This window comes from Streptomyces sp. NPDC107528, assembly GCF_055639295.1.
Map to the genome: position 1 here is coordinate 158,164 of NZ_JBVKAV010000007.1, position 19,326 is coordinate 177,489.

Consider the following 19,326-nt stretch of genomic DNA (forward strand, 5'->3'; position numbering starts at 1 on the left):
CCCCCGGTCAGGCTCCGGAGATCCCATGGTAGCGATCCTGCGCCCCGGGATCGCCTGCAGCCGGATGTGAGGACCGTCTACCGGAGAAACGCAAGGGGCTGCCGTCGGATTCCGCGGGCCTGTCAGGACGGTGTCCGGACGGTGGCGTGCGGGTTGCGCAGGCTTGCCACGGGGGTCGCGTACGCCCCTCACGCACGCCCCGCATGGCGATGCCGCGCCCCTGTCGTGCAGGTGCGCGGCATCCGGTGCTGCTGTGGGTGTTCCTCGGATCAGACCGTCAGCAGTGACTCCAGGGGGGCGCCGGCCAGGGCCGGCTCCACGCGGGCTCGGCCGCCGAGGAAGCCGAGTTCCATGAGGACGGCCAAGCCGGCCACCTCGGCGCCGGCCCGGCGGATCAGCTGGATCGAGGCCTCCGCCGTACCGCCCGTCGCCAGGACGTCGTCGACGACGAGGACACGGTCGCCGGCGGCCAGGTCCTCGGCGTGGACCTCGATCTCCGCGGAGCCGTACTCCAGGTCGTACGCCTGGCTGAGGGTGGCCCCGGGGAGCTTGCCTGCCTTGCGTACGGGGATGAAGCCGATGCCCGCGCGGACGGCGACCGGAGCGCCGAGGATGAAGCCGCGGGCCTCCAGGCCCACGATCTTCGTGGCACCGGTGCTCCCGGCGATCTCGGCCAGCGCGTCGGTGAGCGCCGTGAACGCCGCCGGGTCCGCCAGGAGCGGGGTGATGTCCTTGAACATCACGCCCGGCTCCGGGTAGTCCGCCACATCACGGATACGGCTGAGCAGCAGCTCCTCGATGTCGGTCATCGACGCTTCCCCGAGGGTCGGCCACGGCCCCGGTTACGCGCCGCGGGCTGGTTGCGCGGCCCGACCACCGCGGGGGTGGCGTCCTCGGGCTCGTCCAGCGGCTCGTCGCCGGCCGGCGCGTCCGGGGACTCGCCCTGCGCGGCGGACTGCGCCCGCTTGGCGAGGACGCGCTTCTTGAGGGCCTTCATCTGCGGCTCGCGCTCCTTGAGGTCGGCGACGAGCGGCGTGGCGATGAAGATCGAGGAGTACGCACCGGCGGCGAGACCGACGAACAGCGACAGGGAGATGTCGTTGAGCATGCCCGCGCCGAGGAATCCGCCACCGATGAACAGCAGGCCCGCCACCGGCAGCAGCGCGACCACCGTGGTGTTGACGGAACGGACCAGGGTGCTGTTGATCGAGCGGTTGGCGATGTCGCTGTAGGTCCAGCGGGTCTGTTTGGTGATGTCCTTCGTCTGTTCCTTGAGGCTGTCGAAGACGACCACCGTGTCGTAGAGCGAATAACCGAGGATCGTCAGCAGACCGATCACCGTGCCCGGTGTGACCTCGAAGCCGACGAGGGCGTAGATACCGACCGTGATGGTGATGTCGTGGATCAGCGCTACGAAGGCCGCGAGTGCCATGCGCCACTCGAAGGCGATCGCCAGATAGATCACCACAAGGACCAGGAAGATCCCGAGGCCCTGCCAGGCCTTGTTGGCGATCTGCTCACCCCAGCTGGGACCGACCAGCTCGCCGGTGACGTCGTCCTCGTCGACGCCGAGCTTCTCTGCCAGCTCCGCCGAGACCTTGTTGGCCTGCTGGGTGTCGATGCCCGCGACCTGGATGCGCAGCGTGGCCTCGTCGCCGTCGCCGAGCTTCTGGACGATCGCGTCGTGGCCGGACGCCTCTTCCGCGTACTCCTGCGCCTGGGACACCGAGACACTGGTCTTCGGGGTGTTGAAGACGGCGCCGCCCTGGAACTCGATGCCCATGTTCAGGCCGCGCACCGCCAGGCCGACGATGGCCGTGATGGTGATCAGGATCGAGAGGCCGTACCAGAGCTTGCGGTTGCCGACGAAGTCGTAGCCGACCTCGCCACGGTGCAGTCGGGCGCCGAGGTTGCCGAGCTTCGACATACTCACGCCTCCTTCGGGTCGACAGGGCCGGCGGGGTGGGAAGGACGGCGCGTTCGGCGCAGCGGTGGCTTGGCACCCAGTCGCTTGGGATCGAGACCGGACCAGCTGTGGCCACTGGAGAAGAACTTGCTGCGGGCCAGGAGCGTCAGCAGCGGCTTGGTGAACAGGAACACGACCACCACGTCGAGCAGGGTGGTCAGGCCGAGCGTGAACGCGAAGCCCTGGACCTTGCCGACGGTGACGATGAAGAGCACCGCGGCGGCGAGGAACGACACGAAGTCGGAGACCAGGATGGTGCGCCGGGCGCGCGGCCAGGCACGCTCGACGGCGGGCCGCAGCGAGCGGCCTTCGCGGATCTCGTCCCGGACGCGTTCGAAGTACACGATGAACGAGTCCGCTGTGATGCCGATGGCGACGATGGCACCGCAGACGGCCGGCAGATTCAGCGCGAAGCCGATGGTCGGGCCGAGCAGAGCCATGATCGTGTAGGTCAGGGCCGCGGAGATCAGCAGCGAGAGGATCGCGATCAGCGCCAGGCCTCGGTAGTAGACCAGCAGGTAGATGACGACCAGGGCGAGACCGATCGCACCGGCGATCAGACCGGCCTTCAGCTGCTCACCGCCGAGCGCGGCGGTCACCGTGGTGACGCTGTCCTCCTGGAAGGACAGCGGCAGGGCGCCGTACGACAGCATGTTGGCGAGGCTCTGCGCCGAGTCCTGGTTGAAGTTGCCGGAGATCTCGGCGCTGCCGCCCGTCAGGGCTTCGCGGACGAACGGGTCGGAGACGACCTCGCCGTCCAGCACGATCGCGAACTGGTTCTGCGGGGACTGGTTCTTCGCCAGCTTGCCGGTGGTGGCGGCGAACTTCTTGCTGCCCTCGCCCGTGAACTTCATGTTCACTGTCCAGCCGGCGCCGGTCGTCGTCTGGAAGACGGCCTGGGCGCTCTTGACGTCCGTGCCGTCGACCTCGGCCGGACCGAGGATGTACTTCTGCCACTGGCCCTGCGAGTTCTGACCGCAGGCGACGGTGGGATCGGTGGGCTTGGCGCCGTCACCGGCCTTGGCGCGGGCCGCCTTCTTCGAGCAGTCCAGCGCGGCGTACTGCGCTTTGAGCTTGCTGGTCGAGGAGTCGCCGGAGGGAGTGCTGCTCGCGGACGGGGAGCTGCTGGAAGAAGCGCTCGTGGACGGCGTGGCGTCGGCCTTCAGGGCGTCGGTGACCGCGCGGCCCTGCGTGGTGGAGCTCGCCGAGGGGCTGGTGGACCCGGAGGGGGAGGTCGCCTTGTCCTTGTCGGCGGAGTCGCCCGACGCGCTGCTGGAGGCGCTCGGCGAGGGGGTGGGGGTCGCACCGCCGCCCGACACCTCGGTGGCGACGACCGGCCGGAAGTACAGCTTGGCGGTGGTGCCTACCTGGGCCCGGGCTTCCTTGGAGTTCGTGCCCTTGGGGATGTTGACGATGATGTTCTTGTCGCCCTGGGTCTGAACCTCGGACTCCGAGACACCGAGACCATTGACACGCCGCTCCATGATCTCGACCGCGGTGTCCATGTTGGTCTTGTTGATCGCGGATTCCTGGCCGGGCTCGGCGACCGCGCGAAGCGTGATGCTCGTGCCGCCGGCCAGGTCGATACCGAGTCGCGGAGTGGTGTGCCCCGAGGCGAACATCCCTCCGGTGAGCGCCGCGATGGCGATCAGGATGAGGGCCAGCGAGCGCCCTGGCTTGCTCTGGGCGCTCGCGTTCCGGCCCTTCTTAGGTGCTGCCACCTTCTCGTACTCCCTCTCGGGCCGCCTCGCTCCGGATCAACGGGCGGGCGGCCATGACATGGTGTCGGGATCCCGTGCGAGCTCAGCATGCCCGGGGGCGCGCAGGCGTGGCCCGCGCGCCCCGGAGCATCGCTACTTCGCGTCGGTGTCGCCGTCGGTCTTCTTCGGCTCGTCGTCCGTCTTCGCCTCGGCGGCCACGGCGTCGGACGGCTCCTCGACCTCGTCGTCCGCGTCCTTCTTACCAAGGTCGACGGACTTCTCGTCGGAGGCGGCGGGCTCGTCGGCCTCGGTGAGGGAGGAGGCGTCGTCCGGGACGACGTCGGACTTCAGGTCGTGCTCGATGCCGTGCACGATGCGGTTGTACTCGTCGTCGGAGAGGACGGCACCGATCGCGTTCTTGGCGAAGAGGAGCTCCACGCCCGGTCCGGCGTCAACGAGGACCGTGTCGTCGCTGACCTCCTTGACGGTGGCGTACAGGCCCCCGATGGTGCGGATACCGCTGCCGGGCTGCATTTGGTTCCGCATGTCGGCCGCCTGCTGCTGCTTCTTCTTGGCCGACCGGGTCATCAGGAACATGGCCCCGATGAGCACGATGAACGGGAGGAGGGTCACGAGACTCACGGGTCGGAACTTCCTTCACACGACCGCGATGGTGAGCGGCCTGATGGTTGGGGGTATGTGTGCCGCCGACTAGGGCGGCATCGGCGGAGTCTAAGCGAGTCTCCGCGCATGGAACAACGCTCAGCATGGCACTGGGGTTCCTGCTCCGGCCACTGTGCTCGCCGTGACCGGGCCATCACGTCCCGAACAAGTCCTGTTGTCCGTTTCCCGTAGCGTGCGAGCCCGGCGGGGTGAGGCCGAGATGCGCCCAGGCCGCCGGAGTGGCGACCCTGCCGCGCGGGGTGCGGGCGAGCAGGCCCTCCCGTACGAGGAAGGGTTCCGCGACCTCCTCGACCGTCTCGCGCTCCTCCCCCACCGCGACGGCAAGCGTGGACAGGCCGACCGGGCCGCCGCCGAACAGTTTCAGCAGGGCCTCCAGAACACCGCGGTCGAGACGGTCGAGCCCGCGCGCATCGACCTCGTAGACGGCGAGGGCGGCGCCGGCGATGTCCCTCGTGATGATCCCGTCGGCCTTGACCTGGGCGTAGTCGCGGACGCGGCGCAGCAGGCGGTTGGCGATACGGGGCGTGCCGCGGGAGCGGCCGGCGATCTCGGCGGCGCCGTCGGCCTCGATCTCCACCTCAAGGAGGTTGGCCGAGCGGTGGATGACGCGCTCCAGCTCGACGGGCTCGTAGAACTCCATGTGCGCGGTGAAGCCGAACCGGTCGCGCAGCGGGGGCGGCAGCAGGCCCGCGCGCGTGGTGGCGCCGACCAGGGTGAACGGGGGCAGCTCCAGCGGGATGGCGGTGGCGCCCGGCCCCTTGCCGACGATGACGTCGACGCGGAAGTCCTCCATAGCCATGTACAGCATCTCCTCGGCGGGCCGGGACATGCGGTGGATCTCGTCGAGGAAGAGGACCTCGCCCTCCTGCAGCGAGGAGAGGATCGCGGCGAGATCGCCGGCGTGCTGGATGGCGGGGCCGCTGGTGATGCGGATGGGTGCGCCCATCTCGGCCGCGATGATCATCGAGAGTGTGGTCTTGCCGAGGCCGGGGGCGCCGGAGAGCAGCACGTGGTCGGCGGTGGCGCCACGCGCGCGGGCGGCGCGCAGCACGAGGTCGAGCTGTTCGCGGACCTTCTCCTGGCCGATGAACTCGTCCAGGTCCTTCGGGCGCAGCGCGGCCTCTACGGCCTGGTCCTCACGGTCGGCGGACGCACCGACGAGCCGCTCGGCGGCGGGGGTGTCGGTGGTGTCGTCCCAGTTCATGGAGTGTGCCTCGCGGTCGCGGTCGGGTGGATCGTACGAGGATGAGGGCGTCCCCGGAGCGGCGCCTTCGGGTCTTTCCGGAGCACCCCTCGATCAGCGGGCTCTGTTCAGGGTCTGAAGGGCGTCCTTCAGGAGCTGCCCCACCTGGGGCGTGCCCTCGGCGGCCTCGGCCTGCGGCGCCACCGCGGCGACCGCCTCGTCGGCCTCGCGGGTCGCGTAGCCGAGGCCGATCAGTGCGGCGTGCAGCTGGTCGCGCCAGCCCTGGGTGACCGGAGCGCCCACCGCAGGCGCGCCGATGGGCTCGCCCAGGCGGTCCTTCAGCTCCAGGAGCAGCTTCTGGGCCCCCTTCTTGCCGATGCCGGGGACGGCGGTGAGTGACTTCTCGTCGGCGGTGGCGACGGCTCGGCGCAGGGCGTCGGGCGAGTGCACCGCCAGCATCGCCTGGGCCAGGCGCGGGCCGACTCCGCTCGCGGTCTGGAGCAGCTCGAACGTCTGCCGTTCGTCGTCGTCCGCGAAGCCGTACAGCGTGAGGGAGTCCTCGCGGACCACCAGCGAGGTGTGCAGCTTGGCGGGCTTGCCGAGGCGCAGGGTGGACAGGGTGTTCGGCGTGCACTGGACGGCCATGCCGACTCCGCCCACCTCGACGACCGCGGCGTCCGGAGCGAGTGCGGCCACTGTGCCACTGACGAAGGCGATCATGCCGTACGGCCTTTCGGTGCTTTGGCTGTGTGCAGGGCGACGGCCTGCTGAAGTCGGTTCTGGGCGGGGGCACGCCAGATGTGGCAGATGGCGAGCGCGAGGGCGTCGGCGGCGTCGGCCGGCTTGGGCGGGGCGCTGAGCCGCAGCAGGCGGGTGACCATGGCACCGACCTGGGCCTTGTCGGCGCGACCGCTGCCGGTGACGGCGGCCTTGACCTCGCTCGGGGTGTGCAGCGCGACGGGGATGCCGCGGCGGGCGGCGCAGAGCATGGCGACGGCGCTGGCCTGGGCGGTGCCCATCACCGTACGGACGTTGTGCTGGCTGAACACCCGCTCCACGGCGACGAATTCGGGTCGGTGCTCGTCCAGCCACTGCTCGATGCCCTGCTCGATGGCGACGAGGCGATGTCCCAACTCGGCGTCCGCGGGCGTCCGTACGACGCCGACGCCGAGCATGGTGAGCGGGCGTCCGGCGACGCCCTCGACCACGCCGACTCCGCATCGGGTCAGCCCCGGGTCCACCCCCAGTACGCGCACCCCGGTACCTTCCGTTCGATTGCCTGTTTGTGCAGGCTATCGGGTGCCACTGACAACGCCGGGCAGCAACTCCCGGCAAAGCGACGGGCCGACGGGTGCGTCCCGTCGGCCCGTTGAGCCGGTGCAGCTCGCGGCAGCGCTATGCGTCGACCTTCTCCATGATCTCGTCGCTGACATCGAAGTTGGCGAAGACGTTCTGCACGTCGTCGCTGTCCTCGAGTGCGTCGATCAGCTTGAAGATCTTCTTGGCGCCTTCCTCGTCCAGCTCGACCTGGACGGACGGTACGAAGCTGGAGTCGGCGGAGTCGTAGTCGATGCCGGCCTCCTGGAGGGCGGTGCGGACCGCGACCAGGTCGGTGGCCTCGCTGATGACCTCGTAGGACTCACCGAGGTCGTTGACCTCCTCGGCACCGGCGTCCAGGACGGCGGTGAGGACGTCGTCCTCGGTCAGCTCGCCCTTGGGGACGATGACGACGCCCTTGCGGCTGAACATGTACGACACCGAGCCCGGGTCGGCCATGTTGCCGCCGTTGCGGGTCATGGCGACGCGGACGTCGGAGGCGGCGCGGTTGCGGTTGTCGGTGAGGCACTCGATGAGCACGGCGACGCCGTTCGGGCCGTAGCCCTCGTACATGATCGTCTCGTAGTCGGCGCCACCGGCCTCGAGACCGCCTCCACGCTTGACCGCGGAGTCGATGTTCTTGTTCGGAACCGACTGCTTCTTCGCCTTCTGGATGGCGTCGTACAGCGTCGGGTTGCCCTCGATGTCAACGCCACCCATGCGGGCCGCGACCTCGATGTTCTTGATCAGCTTCGCGAAGAGCTTGCCGCGCTTGGCGTCGATCACGGCCTTCTTGTGCTTCGTCGTAGCCCATTTAGAGTGGCCGGACATCTGCCTGTCTCCTTCGCGTAACCCATCTATGAACGAACGCCAGAGATCCTACAAGGACTCGGCTGTCCGGTTCGCGCGCACCATGTCGACGAACAGGCCGTGCACGCGGTGGTCGCCGGTCAGTTCCGGGTGGAACGACGTGGCGAGCGTGTTGCCCTGGCGGACCGCGACGATGTGGCCGTCGTGCTCGGCGAGGACCTCGGCCTCGGCGCCGACGGACTCGACCCAGGGGGCGCGGATGAAGACGCCCTCCACAGGATCGCCCGGGATGCCCTGCACGTCGACCGCCGCTTCGAAGGACTCGTTCTGACGTCCGAAGGCGTTGCGGCGCACGATCATGTCGATGCCGCCGATCGTCTCCTGGCCCGAGCGCGGGTCGAGGATCTTGTCGGCGAGCATGATCATGCCGGCGCAGGTGCCGTAGACGGGCATGCCGTCCCGCACGCACGCGCGTAGGGGCTCCATCACGTCGAAGAGGACGGCCAGCTTGGAGATGGTCGTGGACTCGCCGCCGGGGATGACGAGGCCGTCCACCTCGGCGAGCTCTTCGGGGCGCCGCACCGGCCTGGCCACGGCGTCTGCCGCGGCCAGGGCGATGAGGTGCTCCCGTACGTCGCCCTGCAGGGCCAGGACGCCTATGACGGGGGTGTTGCTCATGGGATGTGGTGCCTTACCAGCCGCGGTTGGCGTAGCGCTCGGTCTCGGGCAGGGTGTCGCAGTTGATGCCCACCATGGCCTCGCCGAGGTTGCGGGACGCGTCCGCGATGATCTTCGGGTCGTCGAAGAAGGTGGTCGCCTTGACGATGGCGGCGGCGCGCTTGGCCGGGTCGCCGGACTTGAAGATGCCGGAGCCGACGAAGACGCCCTCGGCGCCGAGCTGGCGCATCAGCGCGGCGTCGGCCGGGGTGGCGACACCGCCGGCGGAGAACAGCACCACCGGGAGCTTGCCGAGCTCGGAGACTTCCTTGACCAGCTCGTACGGGGCGCGCAGGTCCTTGGCGGCGGCGTACAGCTCGTTGTTGTCGAAGCCGCGCAGCCTGGCGATCTCGTTCTTGATCTGGCGCAGGTGACGGACGGCCTCGACGACGTTGCCGGTGCCGGCCTCGCCCTTGGAGCGGATCATGGCCGCGCCCTCGGCGATGCGGCGCAGGGCCTCGCCCAGGTTGGTGGCACCACAGACGAAGGGGGTGGTGAAGGCGAACTTGTCGGAGTGGTTGACCTCGTCGGCCGGGGTGAGGACCTCGGACTCGTCGATGTAGTCGACGCCGAGGGACTGCAGGACCTGGGCCTCGACGAAGTGGCCGATGCGGGACTTGGCCATGACCGGGATGGAGACGGCATCGATGATGCCCTCGATCATGTCCGGGTCGGACATCCGGGCCACGCCGCCGTCCTTGCGGATGTCGGCGGGGACCCGCTCGAGGGCCATGACGGCGACGGCGCCCGCGTCCTCGGCGATCTTCGCCTGCTCCGGCGTGACGACGTCCATGATCACGCCGCCCTTGAGCTGCTCGGCCATGCCGCGCTTCACGCGTGCGGTGCCGGTCTCGGGGGCCTGGTTTTCGGAGATGGACACGGGTTGACCTCGCTGTGTGAAAGAGGGTTACTGCAAGCATCGAGGAAACGTGAGGTGTACGGGCCACTTCAAGGGCCAATGGTGAGGCGGTGGATCGTTTTGCCTGCCGGGGCGCCACCCGGACGGTGCCGCGTTAGTGTCCTTGCCATGGAACAGCGCATCAGCCTGGTCACGCTGGGAGTCCTCGACGTGGCGCGCTCCCGGGCCTTCTACGAGGCCCTGGGCTGGCGGGGTCAGGAGGTCGAGGAGACCGTCTTCTTCCAGGCGGGCGGACTGGCCCTGGTGCTGTGGGGCCGCGACAAACTGGCGCAGGACTGCGGGCTGACCGACGGCACGGCGGACGCGCCGGCCGGCTTCGGCGGGATCGCCCTGGCCCACAACGTGCGATCCGACGCCGAGGTCGACGAACTGCTCGCGGCCGCGGAACGGGCCGGGGCAAACGTCACCAAGCCCGCGGTCACGAACGCCGTCGGCTTCTACTCCGGCGTCTTCGTCGACCCCGACGGCCACGCCTGGGAGGTTGCGCACAACCCCGGGTTCCAGCTCGCCGCCGACGGTTCCCTCACGATCCCCGACTTCGGCACGTCCTAGGTCGTGTCCGCGAAGTCCCGCCTGCCCCGCGACGCCTGGCACGCTCCCCCACCTCACGGCTTCGCCCGAGCGGGAGGGTCCCTCACCGTCGCACCCGGCGAAGGCCCAAGTACGTCCAGTACGAGGGCCTCCGCCCCGCACGCCGAGAGCACATCCAGACGCCGCGGGGCCCGCCCTCCGGGCGAACGACGGGACCTTGCGGACACGACCTAGGCGGGCCGGTCCGCCAGGGCCGTCGGCGGCTCGTCGTCCATCTCGAAGGCCAGCGGGAACGGGGCATGGCCCGCCAGGCGGAACAGACGGACCTTGCGGTGGCGCCGCAGCGCCCTGGCCGCCCGTACGGCGTCGTTGTGGAAGCGGCGGGCCATCGGTACCCGGCGGACCGCCTCCGTCAGCTCACGGGCCGCTTCCTCGCCCCCGGGCGCCTCCCGGACGGCTTCCACCTGCTGGGGCTCGGCGAACACGGCCCGCAGCGCCTGGCTCAGCTCGCTCTCGGCGACCTCCCGCTGCTCCTCCTCGGCCTGCCGGGCGGCGTGGGCGGCCTCGTACAGGACGATCGACGCGGCCGGATCCAGCACACCGGAGGTGGCCAGTTCCTGGGCCACCGAGGCGCGGCGCAGCAGCTGCGCGTCGAGCGCGGCACGCGCCGCGTCGATCCTGGCGTGCAGCCGGTCCAGGCGGCCTGCCGTCCAGCTCAGGTAGAGGCCGATCGCCACGAGGACAACGAGGATCCAGATCAGAGTTGCGGTCACGGGCGGCACACTAGCGACGCCGGGTGGGCAGGGTGTCGTGCGGGGCGTCGGTGTTCGTGCGGGGTGTCGGCGTGACCGGCGCCGGGGGCTGCCGCCCCCGGGGCCCCCGGGCCCCCGCTTCGGCCCTGAGAGGCCCCGTCCTCAAACGCCGGACGGGCTGAAATGCGGGCCCGCCGCCTGAGACAACGGCGCTCGCCCTCAGTCCCGCGCCAGCCCCAGCCGGGCCCGCAACCCGCCGGCCACACCGCTCCCGGTCCGCTCGTCCGCGGCCACCGCTGTCGAGCCCGCCGTCACCGTCTCGTACACCGACAGGATGTCCGCCCCGACGGTCGACCAGTCGAAGCGGCGTACGTGCGCGCTCCCCCGCTTGCGCAGCTCGGCCCGGCGGACCGGGTCCTCCAGGAGGCGTACCGCCGCCTCGGCCAGGTCGTCCGCGTCCTCGTTGGCGAAGAGTTCGCCCGCCGCGCCCTGGTCGAGGACCTGGGTGAAGGCATCCAGGTCCGAGGCCAGGACGGGAGCGCCGGCCGACAGCGCCTCGACCAGGATGATCCCGAAGCTCTCGCCGCCGGTGTTGGGGGCCACGTACAGGTCGACGCTGCGCAGGAAGCGGGCCTTGTCCTCGTCGCTGACCATGCCGAGGAACTCGACGCGGGAACGGAGCTCGGCGGGCAGGGACTCCACCGCCTCCTCCTCGTCGCCGCGGCCCGCCACCAGAAGCCTGGTCTGCGGTCGGGCGGCGAGGATCTTGGGCAGGGCTCTCATCAGGACCGGCAGGCCCTTGCGGGGCTCGTCGATGCGGCCCATGAAGCCGATCGTGTCGCCCTGCCAGTCGGGGTTGGGCTCGGCCTTGGCGAAGAAGTCGACGTCGACGCCGTTGGGGATGGTGACCGCGTCGCCGCCGAGGTGTTCCACCAGCGTGCGGCGGGCGTACTCGCTCACCGCGATCCGGGCGCTGATCTTCTCCAGGGCCGCCTGGAGGATCGAGTACGCGGCGATCATCGCCCGCGAGCGCGGGTTGGAGGTGTGGAAGGTGGCCACGATGGGTCCCTGCGCGGCCCAGCAGGCCAGCAGGCCGAGGGACGGCGACGTCGGCTCGTGGATGTGGATGACGTCGAACCGGCCGTCGTGCAGCCAGCGGCGGACCCTGGCGGCCGAGAGGAAGCCGAAGTTCAGGCGGGCGACCGAGCCGTTGTACGGGACCGGCACCGCGCGGCCCGCCGAGACGACGTACGGCGGGAGCGGGGTGTCGTCGTCGGCCGGCGCCAGGACGGACACCTCGTGGCCCAGCCGGATGAAGTACTCGGCGAGGTCGCGGATGTGGAACTGGACGCCACCCGGCACGTCCCAGGAGTACGGACAGACGATGCCGATCCTCACGGACGCTCTCCTGCCGGGCCGTCGGCCGGTCGTGGTTCCAGGTCGGCGACCCACAAGCGCTGGAGCATGTGCCAGTCCTCCGGATGTTCGGCGATCCCCGTGGCGAAGGCGTCGGCCAGCGCCTGTGTCATGACAGACGTCTTCTCGGTCCGGGTACCTGTCTCGGGTACCTCGATCGGGGGATGGACCCGCCCCTGCATGACGGGCGAGTCGTCGTACCAGAGCGTGACGGGAAGCAGGAGCGCCCCGGTCTGCTGGGCCAGCAGCGCCGGTCCGGCCGGCATCCGGGCCGTGTCGCCGAAGAAGTCGACCTCGACGCCGGACGCGGACAGGTCACGGTCGGAGACCAGGCAGACCAGGCCGCCGTCGCGCAGCCTGCGGGCCAGCGTGCCGAAGGCGGTGCCACCGCTGTGCGGCAGGACCTCCATGCCGAGGCCCTCGCGGTAGGCGACGAAGCGGTCGTAGAGGGTTTCGGGCTTGAGGCGTTCGGCGACCGTGGTGAACGGCGTCTCCAGCTCGGTGGTGACCCAGGCGCCCGCGAGGTCCCAGTTGGCCAGGTGCGGCAGGGCGAGGACCACGCCCTTTCCGGCGGCAAGGCCGTCGGTCAGGTGGTGGACGTCCTTGACGTCGAAGCCGCTCTTGACGCGCTCGGCGCTCCAGGCGGGCAGCCGGAAGGACTCCATCCAGTAGCGCAGGTACGACCGCATGCCCGCGCGCGAGAGCTCGGCCAGGCGCTCCGGGGTCGCGTCGGGCACCACACGCGCGTAGTTGCTCTCCAGCCGCTGGACGCCCTTGCCCCGCTGCTTCCAGGCGAGGTCGGCGATGGTGCGGCCGAGCCGTACCGCCACCGGCTCGGGGAGCTTCTTGACGGTGCCCCAACCGAGTCCGTACAGCGCGTCCGTGAGGCGGTCCTGAGCGCTCACTTGGCGGCCTCGCTCCCTTGGGCGGCCCCTCGCGGCTTGTCCTGCGCGTCCTCGGCGGCCTCCGCCTCGGCGGACTCGCGACGGACCGTGACGACCCGCTGGATCAGCGTGACGAGGCTGCCGACGGCGACGATCCACAGGGCGACGGGCAGCAGGTACTGGATGCCCGGCACCCCGAACTTGTGCAGGCCGGCGAAACCGGCCGCGACCAGCGAGATCACCAGTCGCTCGGCGCGCTCGACGAGACCGTTGACCGCCACCGGCAGGCCGATCGACTCGCCGCGCGCCTTGGTGTACGACACCACCTGGCCGCTGGCCAGGCAGAAGATCGAGACGGCGCACAGGACGAGGTCGTCGCCCCCACCGGCGTACCAGAGGATGAAGCCGCCGAAGATCGCGCCGTCGGCGACCCGGTCGAGCGTGGAGTCCAGGAAGGCACCCCAGCGGCTGGAGCGGCCGAGCTGGCGGGCCATGTTGCCGTCGACGAGGTCGGAGAACACGAACAGCGTGATCACGACCGTGCCCCAGAAGAACTCGCCCATGGGGTAGAAGACCAGCGCGCCCGCGACCACCCCGGCGGTGCCGATGAGCGTGACCGTGTCCGGGCTGACGCCCCGCCGGATCAAAAACGCGGCGAACGGTGTGAGAACACGCGTGAAGAATGCACGCGCGTACTTGTTCAGCATGGCCTTCCCGAGGGTCGGTGTGGCGCCGCGGCCCCTGCTGGCCACCGGCTGGCCCATCGTAGCCACGCGCGCGTTCGTGCGACCGCCGGGCACTCGTACCCGGGTCCGGCGGGCAGGTCCACCCGCGGCGGATGGCGCGATCGCGTCCGCCGTATGGACGCACCGTGACGGGAGTGGAAAGCTCGAAGGACCGCGGGCGTCACCGGAGCCGCCTCGCACGCGGAAAGGTATGTCCGCGCCCACAGTGACCTCACCGTGCACGGGAGGCAAGATCATGGGCGACAAGGCGAACGCACACCCCGGAGCCGCCGGCAGGGCTACAGCGGCCGACCACCCCGCGTCCGTACGGAATGTGGTACTGGTCGGCCACTCCGGATCGGGCAAGACCACCTTGGTGGAAGCTCTCGCACTGACGGCGGGGGCGGTGAACCGGGCGGGTCGAGTCGAGGACGGCGGCACCGTCTCGGACTACGACGAGATCGAGCACCGGCAGCAACGCTCGGTACAGCTCTCCCTGGTGCCGGTCGAATGGGACGGCATCAAGGTCAACCTTCTGGACACCCCCGGATACGCCGACTTCGTCGGGGAACTCAGGGCCGGTCTGCGAGCGGCGGACGCGGCCCTTTTCGTCGTCTCGGCCTCGGACGGTGTGGACGGCTCGACCCGCATGGTGTGGGAGGAGTGCGCGGCCGTCGGCATGCCGCGCGCGATCGTCGTCACGCACCTGGAGTCCGCGCGGGCCGACTACGAGGAGATGACGCGGATCTGCGCGGAGGCCTTCGGCGGCGAGGACCCCGACGCCGTGCTCCCGCTGTATCTGCCGCTGCGCGGCCCGCAGGCCCCCGACGGGCACGCCCCCGTGACCGGACTGATCGGGCTGCTGTCGCAGCAGCTGTTCGACTACTCCTCCGGGGAACGCAAGGAGTCCGAGCCCGGCGACGACCAGCTGCCGCAGATCGAGGAGGCCCGCAACCGGCTGATCGAGGGGATCATCTCCGAGTCGGAGGACGAGACCCTGATGGACCGGTACCTCGGCGGCGAGCAGATCGACGTCAAGACGCTGATCGAGGACCTGGAACGGGCCGTCGCGCGCGGTGCCTTCCATCCCGTCCTGGCCGCGGCGCCCGCGGCCGACGGCGCCCGGCAGGGGCTCGGCACGATCGAGGTGCTGGAGCTGATCACGCGCGGGTTCCCGACCCCGCTGGAACGCGAGGCGCCCGCGGTCACCACGATCGACGGCAAACCGCGCGCACTGAAGGTGTGCGACCCGGACGGGCCGCTCGTCGCGGAGGTGGTGAAGACCGCGTCCGACCCGTACGTCGGCCGGGTCTCGCTGGTACGGGTCTTCTCCGGCACCCTGCGCCCCGACGAGACCGTGCACGTCTCGGGGCACGGCCTGGAGGACCGCGGCCACGAGGACCACGACGTCGACGAGCGGATCGGCGCCCTGTCGGCGCCCTTCGGCAAGCAGCAGCGCACGCTCAGCCACTGCATCGCCGGTGACCTCGCGTGCGTGGCGAAGCTGAGCCGCGCGGAGACCGGCGACACGCTGTCGGCCAAGGACGACCCGCTCCTGATGGAGCCCTGGCAGATGCCGGACCCGCTGCTGCCGCTCGCCATCCAGGCACACAGCAAGGCCGACGAGGACAAACTCTCGCAGGGCCTGTCCCGGCTGGTCGCCGAGGACCCGACCATGCGACTGGAACAGAACCAGGCCACCCACCAGGTCGTGCTGTGGTGTCTGGGCGAGGCTCACGCGGACGTCGCCCTGGAACGGCTGCGCAGCCGCTACGGCGTCCAGGTCGACGTCGTACCGCACATGGTCTCGCTGCGGGAGACGTTCGCGGGCAAGTCGGCGGGCCGCGGCCGGCATGTGAAGCAGTCCGGCGGGCACGGGCAGTACGCGATCTGCGAGATCGAGGTGGAGCCCCTGCCGGGCGGTTCGGGCATCGAGTTCGTGGACAAGGTCGTCGGCGGCGCCGTGCCACGGCAGTTCATCCCCTCGGTGGAGAAGGGCGTAAGGGCCCAGGCAGCCAAGGGAGTTGCGGCCGGCCATCCGCTCGTCGACGTCCGGATCACGCTGCTCGACGGCAAGGCGCACTCGGTGGACTCCTCCGACGCCGCCTTCCAGACGGCCGGTGCGCTGGCGCTGCGCGAGGCGGCTGCCGACGCGAAGATCCATCTGCTGGAGCCGGTGGCCGAGGTGTCCGTCCTGGTCGGTGACGACTACGTCGGCGCCGTGATGAGCGACCTGTCCGGGCGGCGCGGCCGGGTCCTCGGCACCGAGCAGACCAACGGCAGCCGCACGCTCATCAGGGCCGAGGTGCCGGAGATCGAGATCGGGCGGTACGCCGTCGATCTCCGCTCGGTGTCGCACGGCACCGCACGCTTCAACCGTGCGTACGCGCGGCACGAACCGATGCCGGCGCAGATCGCGGAAAGGATTCGGGAAGAGGCGCGCGCCGCCTCGTAGTTGGCGCCCGGCGCCACCAAGTGGCCTGTGCGGATCGCTTGCCTCCGCGTCGGCGGGCGGCTTCGGCCGTCCGCCGACGATTGTCGGTGGCGGAGGATACGCTGATCATTGATCAACAGGTGTGCGAAGTACGGAAGTCGGGAAGGCCGCAGAAGCGACAGTGGGCGGCGATCGGGGGCGGGAATGACCGTTGAGAGCGGTTACGCGGACATCTTCGGTCCGCAGGTGCCGCGCACGGCAGGTGAGGGCCAGACGGCGACGTTCGCGCTGGCCTCGGCGGCCTATCGGGACAATCCGTACGAGGACATCAAGAAGGCCGACAACGAATGGCACCAGACCGACATCAAGGCGGGCCGCGGCTGGGCTAGGATCTTCCGTCCCAACCTCGGTGAGGCCTTCTCGCGGGCCGTGGTCGACCGCATGCTCGGCAGTGGCCGCAAGCCCCTGATCCAGTCCTTCGGCACCGAGCCGCAGGTCGTCGTCGAGCACTGTCTGGCCGCGAACAACATCCGCAAGGCGCGCGACCGGATGCTCAGCGCCATCACCGTGATCTGCGGTGTGCTGTTCCTGCCCGGGCTCTTGGTGTGGCTGCTGGTCTTCACGCTGCGCACCACCATCGTCAAGCGGGACGAAAAGCGCGGCGGCGCCCTCGCCTCCGTGCTGCTCGTGGCGATGGGCGCGCTCGCCGTACTCTTCCTGCTCCGCATGCCGTTCACCGGCTTCTGGGGCTGGTATGCGCGCGCCTCGGTCCTGATGCCCGTGGTCGGCTGGTTCTGGGCCAAGCAGGTCTGCGAGCGCACCGCGAGGGATCTGCGGGAGCGCTGGGACAGCCTGCTGGCCGGCAGCAGCGTCGGCGCGAAGGTGCCGGAGGCGGTGCCGACCAGCCCCACCGAGACGCAGGCCGAGCAGCTGCGCCAGTCCCTGGCCAAGCTCAGCGCCGAGCAGCAGTCCAACTCCGTGTTCTACGCCGGCCCCAAGGGGATACTCGGCATGGGCACACGCTGGGGCAGCTGGCAGCTCGCCGAGGACCTGGTGGCCGCGGACTCCACGCGGGAGATCCACCCCTTCCGCAGCTGGGACGTCATCCGCTCGATCCACGACCAACTGCGCATGCTGGAGCGCGGTCCGCTGAACACCGGTGGTTTCCCCAAGCCTTCGATACGGCACTGGGTCGTCACGCCGATCGCGGAGGGCGCGAAGGCGGTGTCCCGGCCGGAGGGCACGGACGTCGAGGCGTACCAGGTCAAGAACCACGCGATACAGGACATCTGCAACAAGCAGCAGTTCGGCAGCGGTGACCGGCACTACCTGGGCGTCCAGTGGACGCTCTGGGACGGCCAGTTGATCATCACCATGCTGATCACGGTGACGGTGCTGCACGAGACGTTGCGCATCGAGGTGACCGGTCATGCCCTCGGTCCGGTGAACGGGCTCTTCCAGGAGAAGCCCGAGGCACCGACCAAGGAGGTCACCAAGTCGTTCAAGCCGTGGGAGACCCGCAAGGTGAAGCTTCCGCTGGTCAACCCCGACGAGGTGGTGCGGCTGGCGGTACGGGCCCCGATCTCCTGGTATCCGCCGCTGCTGAACTGGCTCGGCGGGACGATGGGGCTGCCCGAGCCGTTCGGACTGCGGCACGCGTGGGCGGACCAGCCGTGGCGGCACCGGTTCATGGCCGACGACGCGCTGCGCGCGGCCACGCCGGTGCTGCGGGTGGTGCATGCCGCGGCGATCAAGGTGCTGGACGAGAACGGCGTGGACACCGACAAGTTCGGTTCGCGCTCGGCGTTCCTGAGCACGGCGGTGCAGGATCCGATGCCGAGGAAGGCCGACGTCTACGACGCGTAGGCCTCCGGCGGTTGAGCCGCAAGGTGGGTCTGGGTGACCGGCCCCGGGGGCTGCGCCTCCCAGACCCCCTTCGGCCTGCACGGCCTCGTCCTCAAGCGCCGGACGGGCTGGTTCATGGCACCGTCGGCCCAAGCGTCAAACCGCCGGCCAGGCCTCTGCCAGCATCTTCCGGGTGTCGGCCAGCAACTGTGGCAGTACCCGTGTGTGGCCCACCACCGGCATGAAGTTCGTGTCGCCGCCCCAGCGCGGGACGATGTGCTGGTGCAGGTGGGCCGCGATGCCGGCGCCGGCGACCGTGCCCTGGTTCATGCCGATGTTGAAGCCGTGGGCCCCGGAGGCGCTGCGCAGGGCCGTCATCGCCTGCTTGGTGAGGGCGGCCAGCTCGACGGTCTCCGGCTCGGTGAGGTCGGTGTAGTCGGCGACGTGACGGTAGGGCACGACCATCAGGTGGCCGCCGTTGTACGGGTACAGGTTGAGGACCGCGTACACCTGCTCGCCGCGCTTGACGACCAGCCCGTCCTCGTCGGACTTGGCCGGGATCGAGCAGAAGGGGCAGCCGTCGTCCGCGCCGGGACCGGTCGGCTTGTTCTCACCCTGGATGTAGGCCATCCGATGGGGCGTCCACAGGCGCTGGAACGCGTCCTGGATCCCCACTCCCCACTGCTGCTCCGGCTCACTCGTCATGCGTGCAGCATATTGCTTCGCCCGTTCGCGGCGTGTCGCCGGGGCGGCGGGATGACGGTCACCGGCCAAGCTGGGCCGGTGGACGACGACAGCCCCTACGCCCGCTGGGAGCAGCGCACCGAGATCCCCCTGTTTCTGGCATCGCTGCTCTTCATGGGCGCCTATGCCGCCCGCGTCCTCGCCGACGGCATGCCGTCCGTCTGGCAGCGCCTGTGCGAGTTCACCATGCTCGCGCTCTGGCTGCTGTTCGCCGCGGACTACCTGGGGCGCTGGCGCCTCAGCGGACAGAGCTTCTGGCGCTTCGCCAGAACGCACTTCCTGCACACGGTCGTGGTGATCCTGCCGCTGCTGCGACCGCTGCGGATCGTCCCGCTGTACGACGCCATCCAGCACCGGCAGGGGGAGCCGAGGCTGTCCCTGCACGCACGCGTGATCGCCTACGCGAGCCTGTCGACCCTGCTGCTCGGCTTCACCGGCGCGCTCGCGGTCTACCAGCAGGAACGTGGCGCGCCCGGGGCCACGATGCTGTCGTTCGGGGACGCCGTGTGGTGGGCCGCAGCGACCCTCAGCACGGTCGGCTACGGCGACATCACGCCGGTGACCAGGGGCGGCCGGGCGATCGCGACGGTGATGATGGCCGGCGGGCTGGCCCTGCTCGGCGCGGTGACGGGATCGTTCTCGTCCTGGCTGCTGCAGATCTTCTCCAGCGAGAGCGACAAGAGGCCCCCGGGAAGCTGA

General features: G+C 70.2%; 19 protein-coding genes. 4 read left to right on the forward strand and 15 right to left on the reverse strand.

Annotated elements, in window-relative coordinates; translation table 11 throughout:
• Positions 1 to 269 precede the first annotated feature (269 nt).
• The 10 genes from ACZ7L5_RS23090 to pdxS form a co-directional block, all read right to left on the reverse strand.
• On the reverse strand, positions 270 to 809 hold the full coding sequence (locus ACZ7L5_RS23090; RefSeq protein WP_365068242.1) for an adenine phosphoribosyltransferase: 540 nt from the start codon (positions 807 to 809) through the stop codon (positions 270 to 272).
• Positions 806 to 1,927, reverse strand: a complete 1,122-nt coding sequence (secF, locus tag ACZ7L5_RS23095; RefSeq protein WP_471518839.1) for a protein translocase subunit SecF — start codon at positions 1,925 to 1,927, stop codon at positions 806 to 808. Before secF ends, ACZ7L5_RS23090 begins: the two co-directional genes overlap by 4 nt.
• A gap of 2 nt (positions 1,928 to 1,929) precedes the next feature.
• Positions 1,930 to 3,687 carry a protein translocase subunit SecD gene (gene secD, locus ACZ7L5_RS23100; RefSeq protein ID WP_471518561.1) on the reverse strand — a complete coding sequence of 586 codons (1,758 nt, stop codon included), beginning with the start codon at positions 3,685 to 3,687 and terminating at the stop codon, positions 1,930 to 1,932.
• 132 nt (positions 3,688 to 3,819) lie between these two features.
• Positions 3,820 to 4,308: a preprotein translocase subunit YajC gene (gene yajC, locus ACZ7L5_RS23105; protein WP_328882878.1), complete on the reverse strand. Its 489-nt coding sequence runs from the start codon at positions 4,306 to 4,308 to the stop codon at positions 3,820 to 3,822.
• A gap of 175 nt (positions 4,309 to 4,483) precedes the next feature.
• Positions 4,484 to 5,554, reverse strand: coding sequence for a Holliday junction branch migration DNA helicase RuvB (ruvB, locus tag ACZ7L5_RS23110; RefSeq protein ID WP_328882877.1), 1,071 nt, complete (start codon positions 5,552 to 5,554; stop codon positions 4,484 to 4,486).
• Between the two features lie 93 nt (positions 5,555 to 5,647).
• Positions 5,648 to 6,253 (reverse strand): Holliday junction branch migration protein RuvA, encoded by a 606-nt coding sequence (ruvA, locus tag ACZ7L5_RS23115; RefSeq protein WP_471518562.1) that lies wholly within the window; start codon positions 6,251 to 6,253, stop codon positions 5,648 to 5,650.
• Positions 6,250 to 6,789, reverse strand: coding sequence for a crossover junction endodeoxyribonuclease RuvC (ruvC, locus tag ACZ7L5_RS23120; protein ID WP_093908929.1), 540 nt, complete (start codon positions 6,787 to 6,789; stop codon positions 6,250 to 6,252). Before ruvC ends, ruvA begins: the two co-directional genes overlap by 4 nt.
• Positions 6,790 to 6,928: 139 nt before the next feature.
• Positions 6,929 to 7,681, reverse strand: a complete 753-nt coding sequence (locus ACZ7L5_RS23125) for a YebC/PmpR family DNA-binding transcriptional regulator (RefSeq protein ID WP_328882874.1) — start codon at positions 7,679 to 7,681, stop codon at positions 6,929 to 6,931.
• Positions 7,682 to 7,729: 48 nt separating this feature from the next.
• A complete protein-coding gene (gene pdxT, locus ACZ7L5_RS23130; protein ID WP_471518563.1) occupies positions 7,730 to 8,338 on the reverse strand; it encodes a pyridoxal 5'-phosphate synthase glutaminase subunit PdxT in 609 nt (202 codons plus the stop codon).
• Positions 8,339 to 8,351: 13 nt separating this feature from the next.
• A complete protein-coding gene (gene pdxS / locus ACZ7L5_RS23135) occupies positions 8,352 to 9,257 on the reverse strand; it encodes a pyridoxal 5'-phosphate synthase lyase subunit PdxS (RefSeq protein WP_471518564.1) in 906 nt (301 codons plus the stop codon).
• A 147-nt stretch (positions 9,258 to 9,404) separates the two neighbouring features.
• Here pdxS and ACZ7L5_RS23140 point away from each other — a divergent pair, with 147 nt between their 5' ends.
• Positions 9,405 to 9,848 carry a VOC family protein gene (locus ACZ7L5_RS23140; RefSeq protein WP_471518565.1) on the forward strand — a complete coding sequence of 148 codons (444 nt, stop codon included), beginning with the start codon at positions 9,405 to 9,407 and terminating at the stop codon, positions 9,846 to 9,848.
• 209 nt (positions 9,849 to 10,057) lie between these two features.
• Here ACZ7L5_RS23140 and ACZ7L5_RS23145 read toward each other — a convergent pair whose 3' ends face one another.
• The 4 genes from ACZ7L5_RS23145 to pgsA all read right to left on the reverse strand — a co-directional run bounded on the left by ACZ7L5_RS23145 (position 10,058) and on the right by pgsA (position 13,643).
• On the reverse strand, positions 10,058 to 10,600 hold the full coding sequence (locus ACZ7L5_RS23145; protein ID WP_328882870.1) for a LemA family protein: 543 nt from the start codon (positions 10,598 to 10,600) through the stop codon (positions 10,058 to 10,060).
• 198 nt (positions 10,601 to 10,798) lie between these two features.
• On the reverse strand, positions 10,799 to 11,977 hold the full coding sequence (locus tag ACZ7L5_RS23150; protein WP_471518566.1) for a glycosyltransferase family 4 protein: 1,179 nt from the start codon (positions 11,975 to 11,977) through the stop codon (positions 10,799 to 10,801).
• The gene (locus ACZ7L5_RS23155; RefSeq protein WP_471518567.1) at positions 11,974 to 12,900 is read right to left on the reverse strand and encodes a phosphatidylinositol mannoside acyltransferase; all 927 of its coding nucleotides are present in this window, start codon (positions 12,898 to 12,900) and stop codon (positions 11,974 to 11,976) included. The genes ACZ7L5_RS23150 and ACZ7L5_RS23155 overlap by 4 nt, the downstream gene beginning before the upstream one ends.
• A complete protein-coding gene (gene pgsA, locus ACZ7L5_RS23160; RefSeq protein WP_363041135.1) occupies positions 12,897 to 13,643 on the reverse strand; it encodes a phosphatidylinositol phosphate synthase in 747 nt (248 codons plus the stop codon). Before pgsA ends, ACZ7L5_RS23155 begins: the two co-directional genes overlap by 4 nt.
• A 217-nt stretch (positions 13,644 to 13,860) precedes the next feature.
• Here pgsA and ACZ7L5_RS23165 point away from each other — a divergent pair, with 217 nt between their 5' ends.
• Together ACZ7L5_RS23165 and ACZ7L5_RS23170 are read left to right on the forward strand one after the other, a co-directional pair.
• The gene (locus ACZ7L5_RS23165; RefSeq protein WP_328882867.1) at positions 13,861 to 16,059 is read left to right on the forward strand and encodes an elongation factor G-like protein EF-G2; all 2,199 of its coding nucleotides are present in this window, start codon (positions 13,861 to 13,863) and stop codon (positions 16,057 to 16,059) included.
• Between the two features lie 183 nt (positions 16,060 to 16,242).
• Positions 16,243 to 17,904 (forward strand): hypothetical protein, encoded by a 1,662-nt coding sequence (locus tag ACZ7L5_RS23170; protein ID WP_471518568.1) that lies wholly within the window; start codon positions 16,243 to 16,245, stop codon positions 17,902 to 17,904.
• Positions 17,905 to 18,039: 135 nt separating this feature from the next.
• Here ACZ7L5_RS23170 and ACZ7L5_RS23175 read toward each other — a convergent pair whose 3' ends face one another.
• Positions 18,040 to 18,588 carry an HIT family protein gene (locus ACZ7L5_RS23175; RefSeq protein WP_328882865.1) on the reverse strand — a complete coding sequence of 183 codons (549 nt, stop codon included), beginning with the start codon at positions 18,586 to 18,588 and terminating at the stop codon, positions 18,040 to 18,042.
• 78 nt (positions 18,589 to 18,666) lie between these two features.
• On the opposite strand from ACZ7L5_RS23175, the gene ACZ7L5_RS23180 reads away from it, so the two are divergent.
• Positions 18,667 to 19,326: a potassium channel family protein gene (locus ACZ7L5_RS23180; protein WP_471518569.1), complete on the forward strand. Its 660-nt coding sequence runs from the start codon at positions 18,667 to 18,669 to the stop codon at positions 19,324 to 19,326.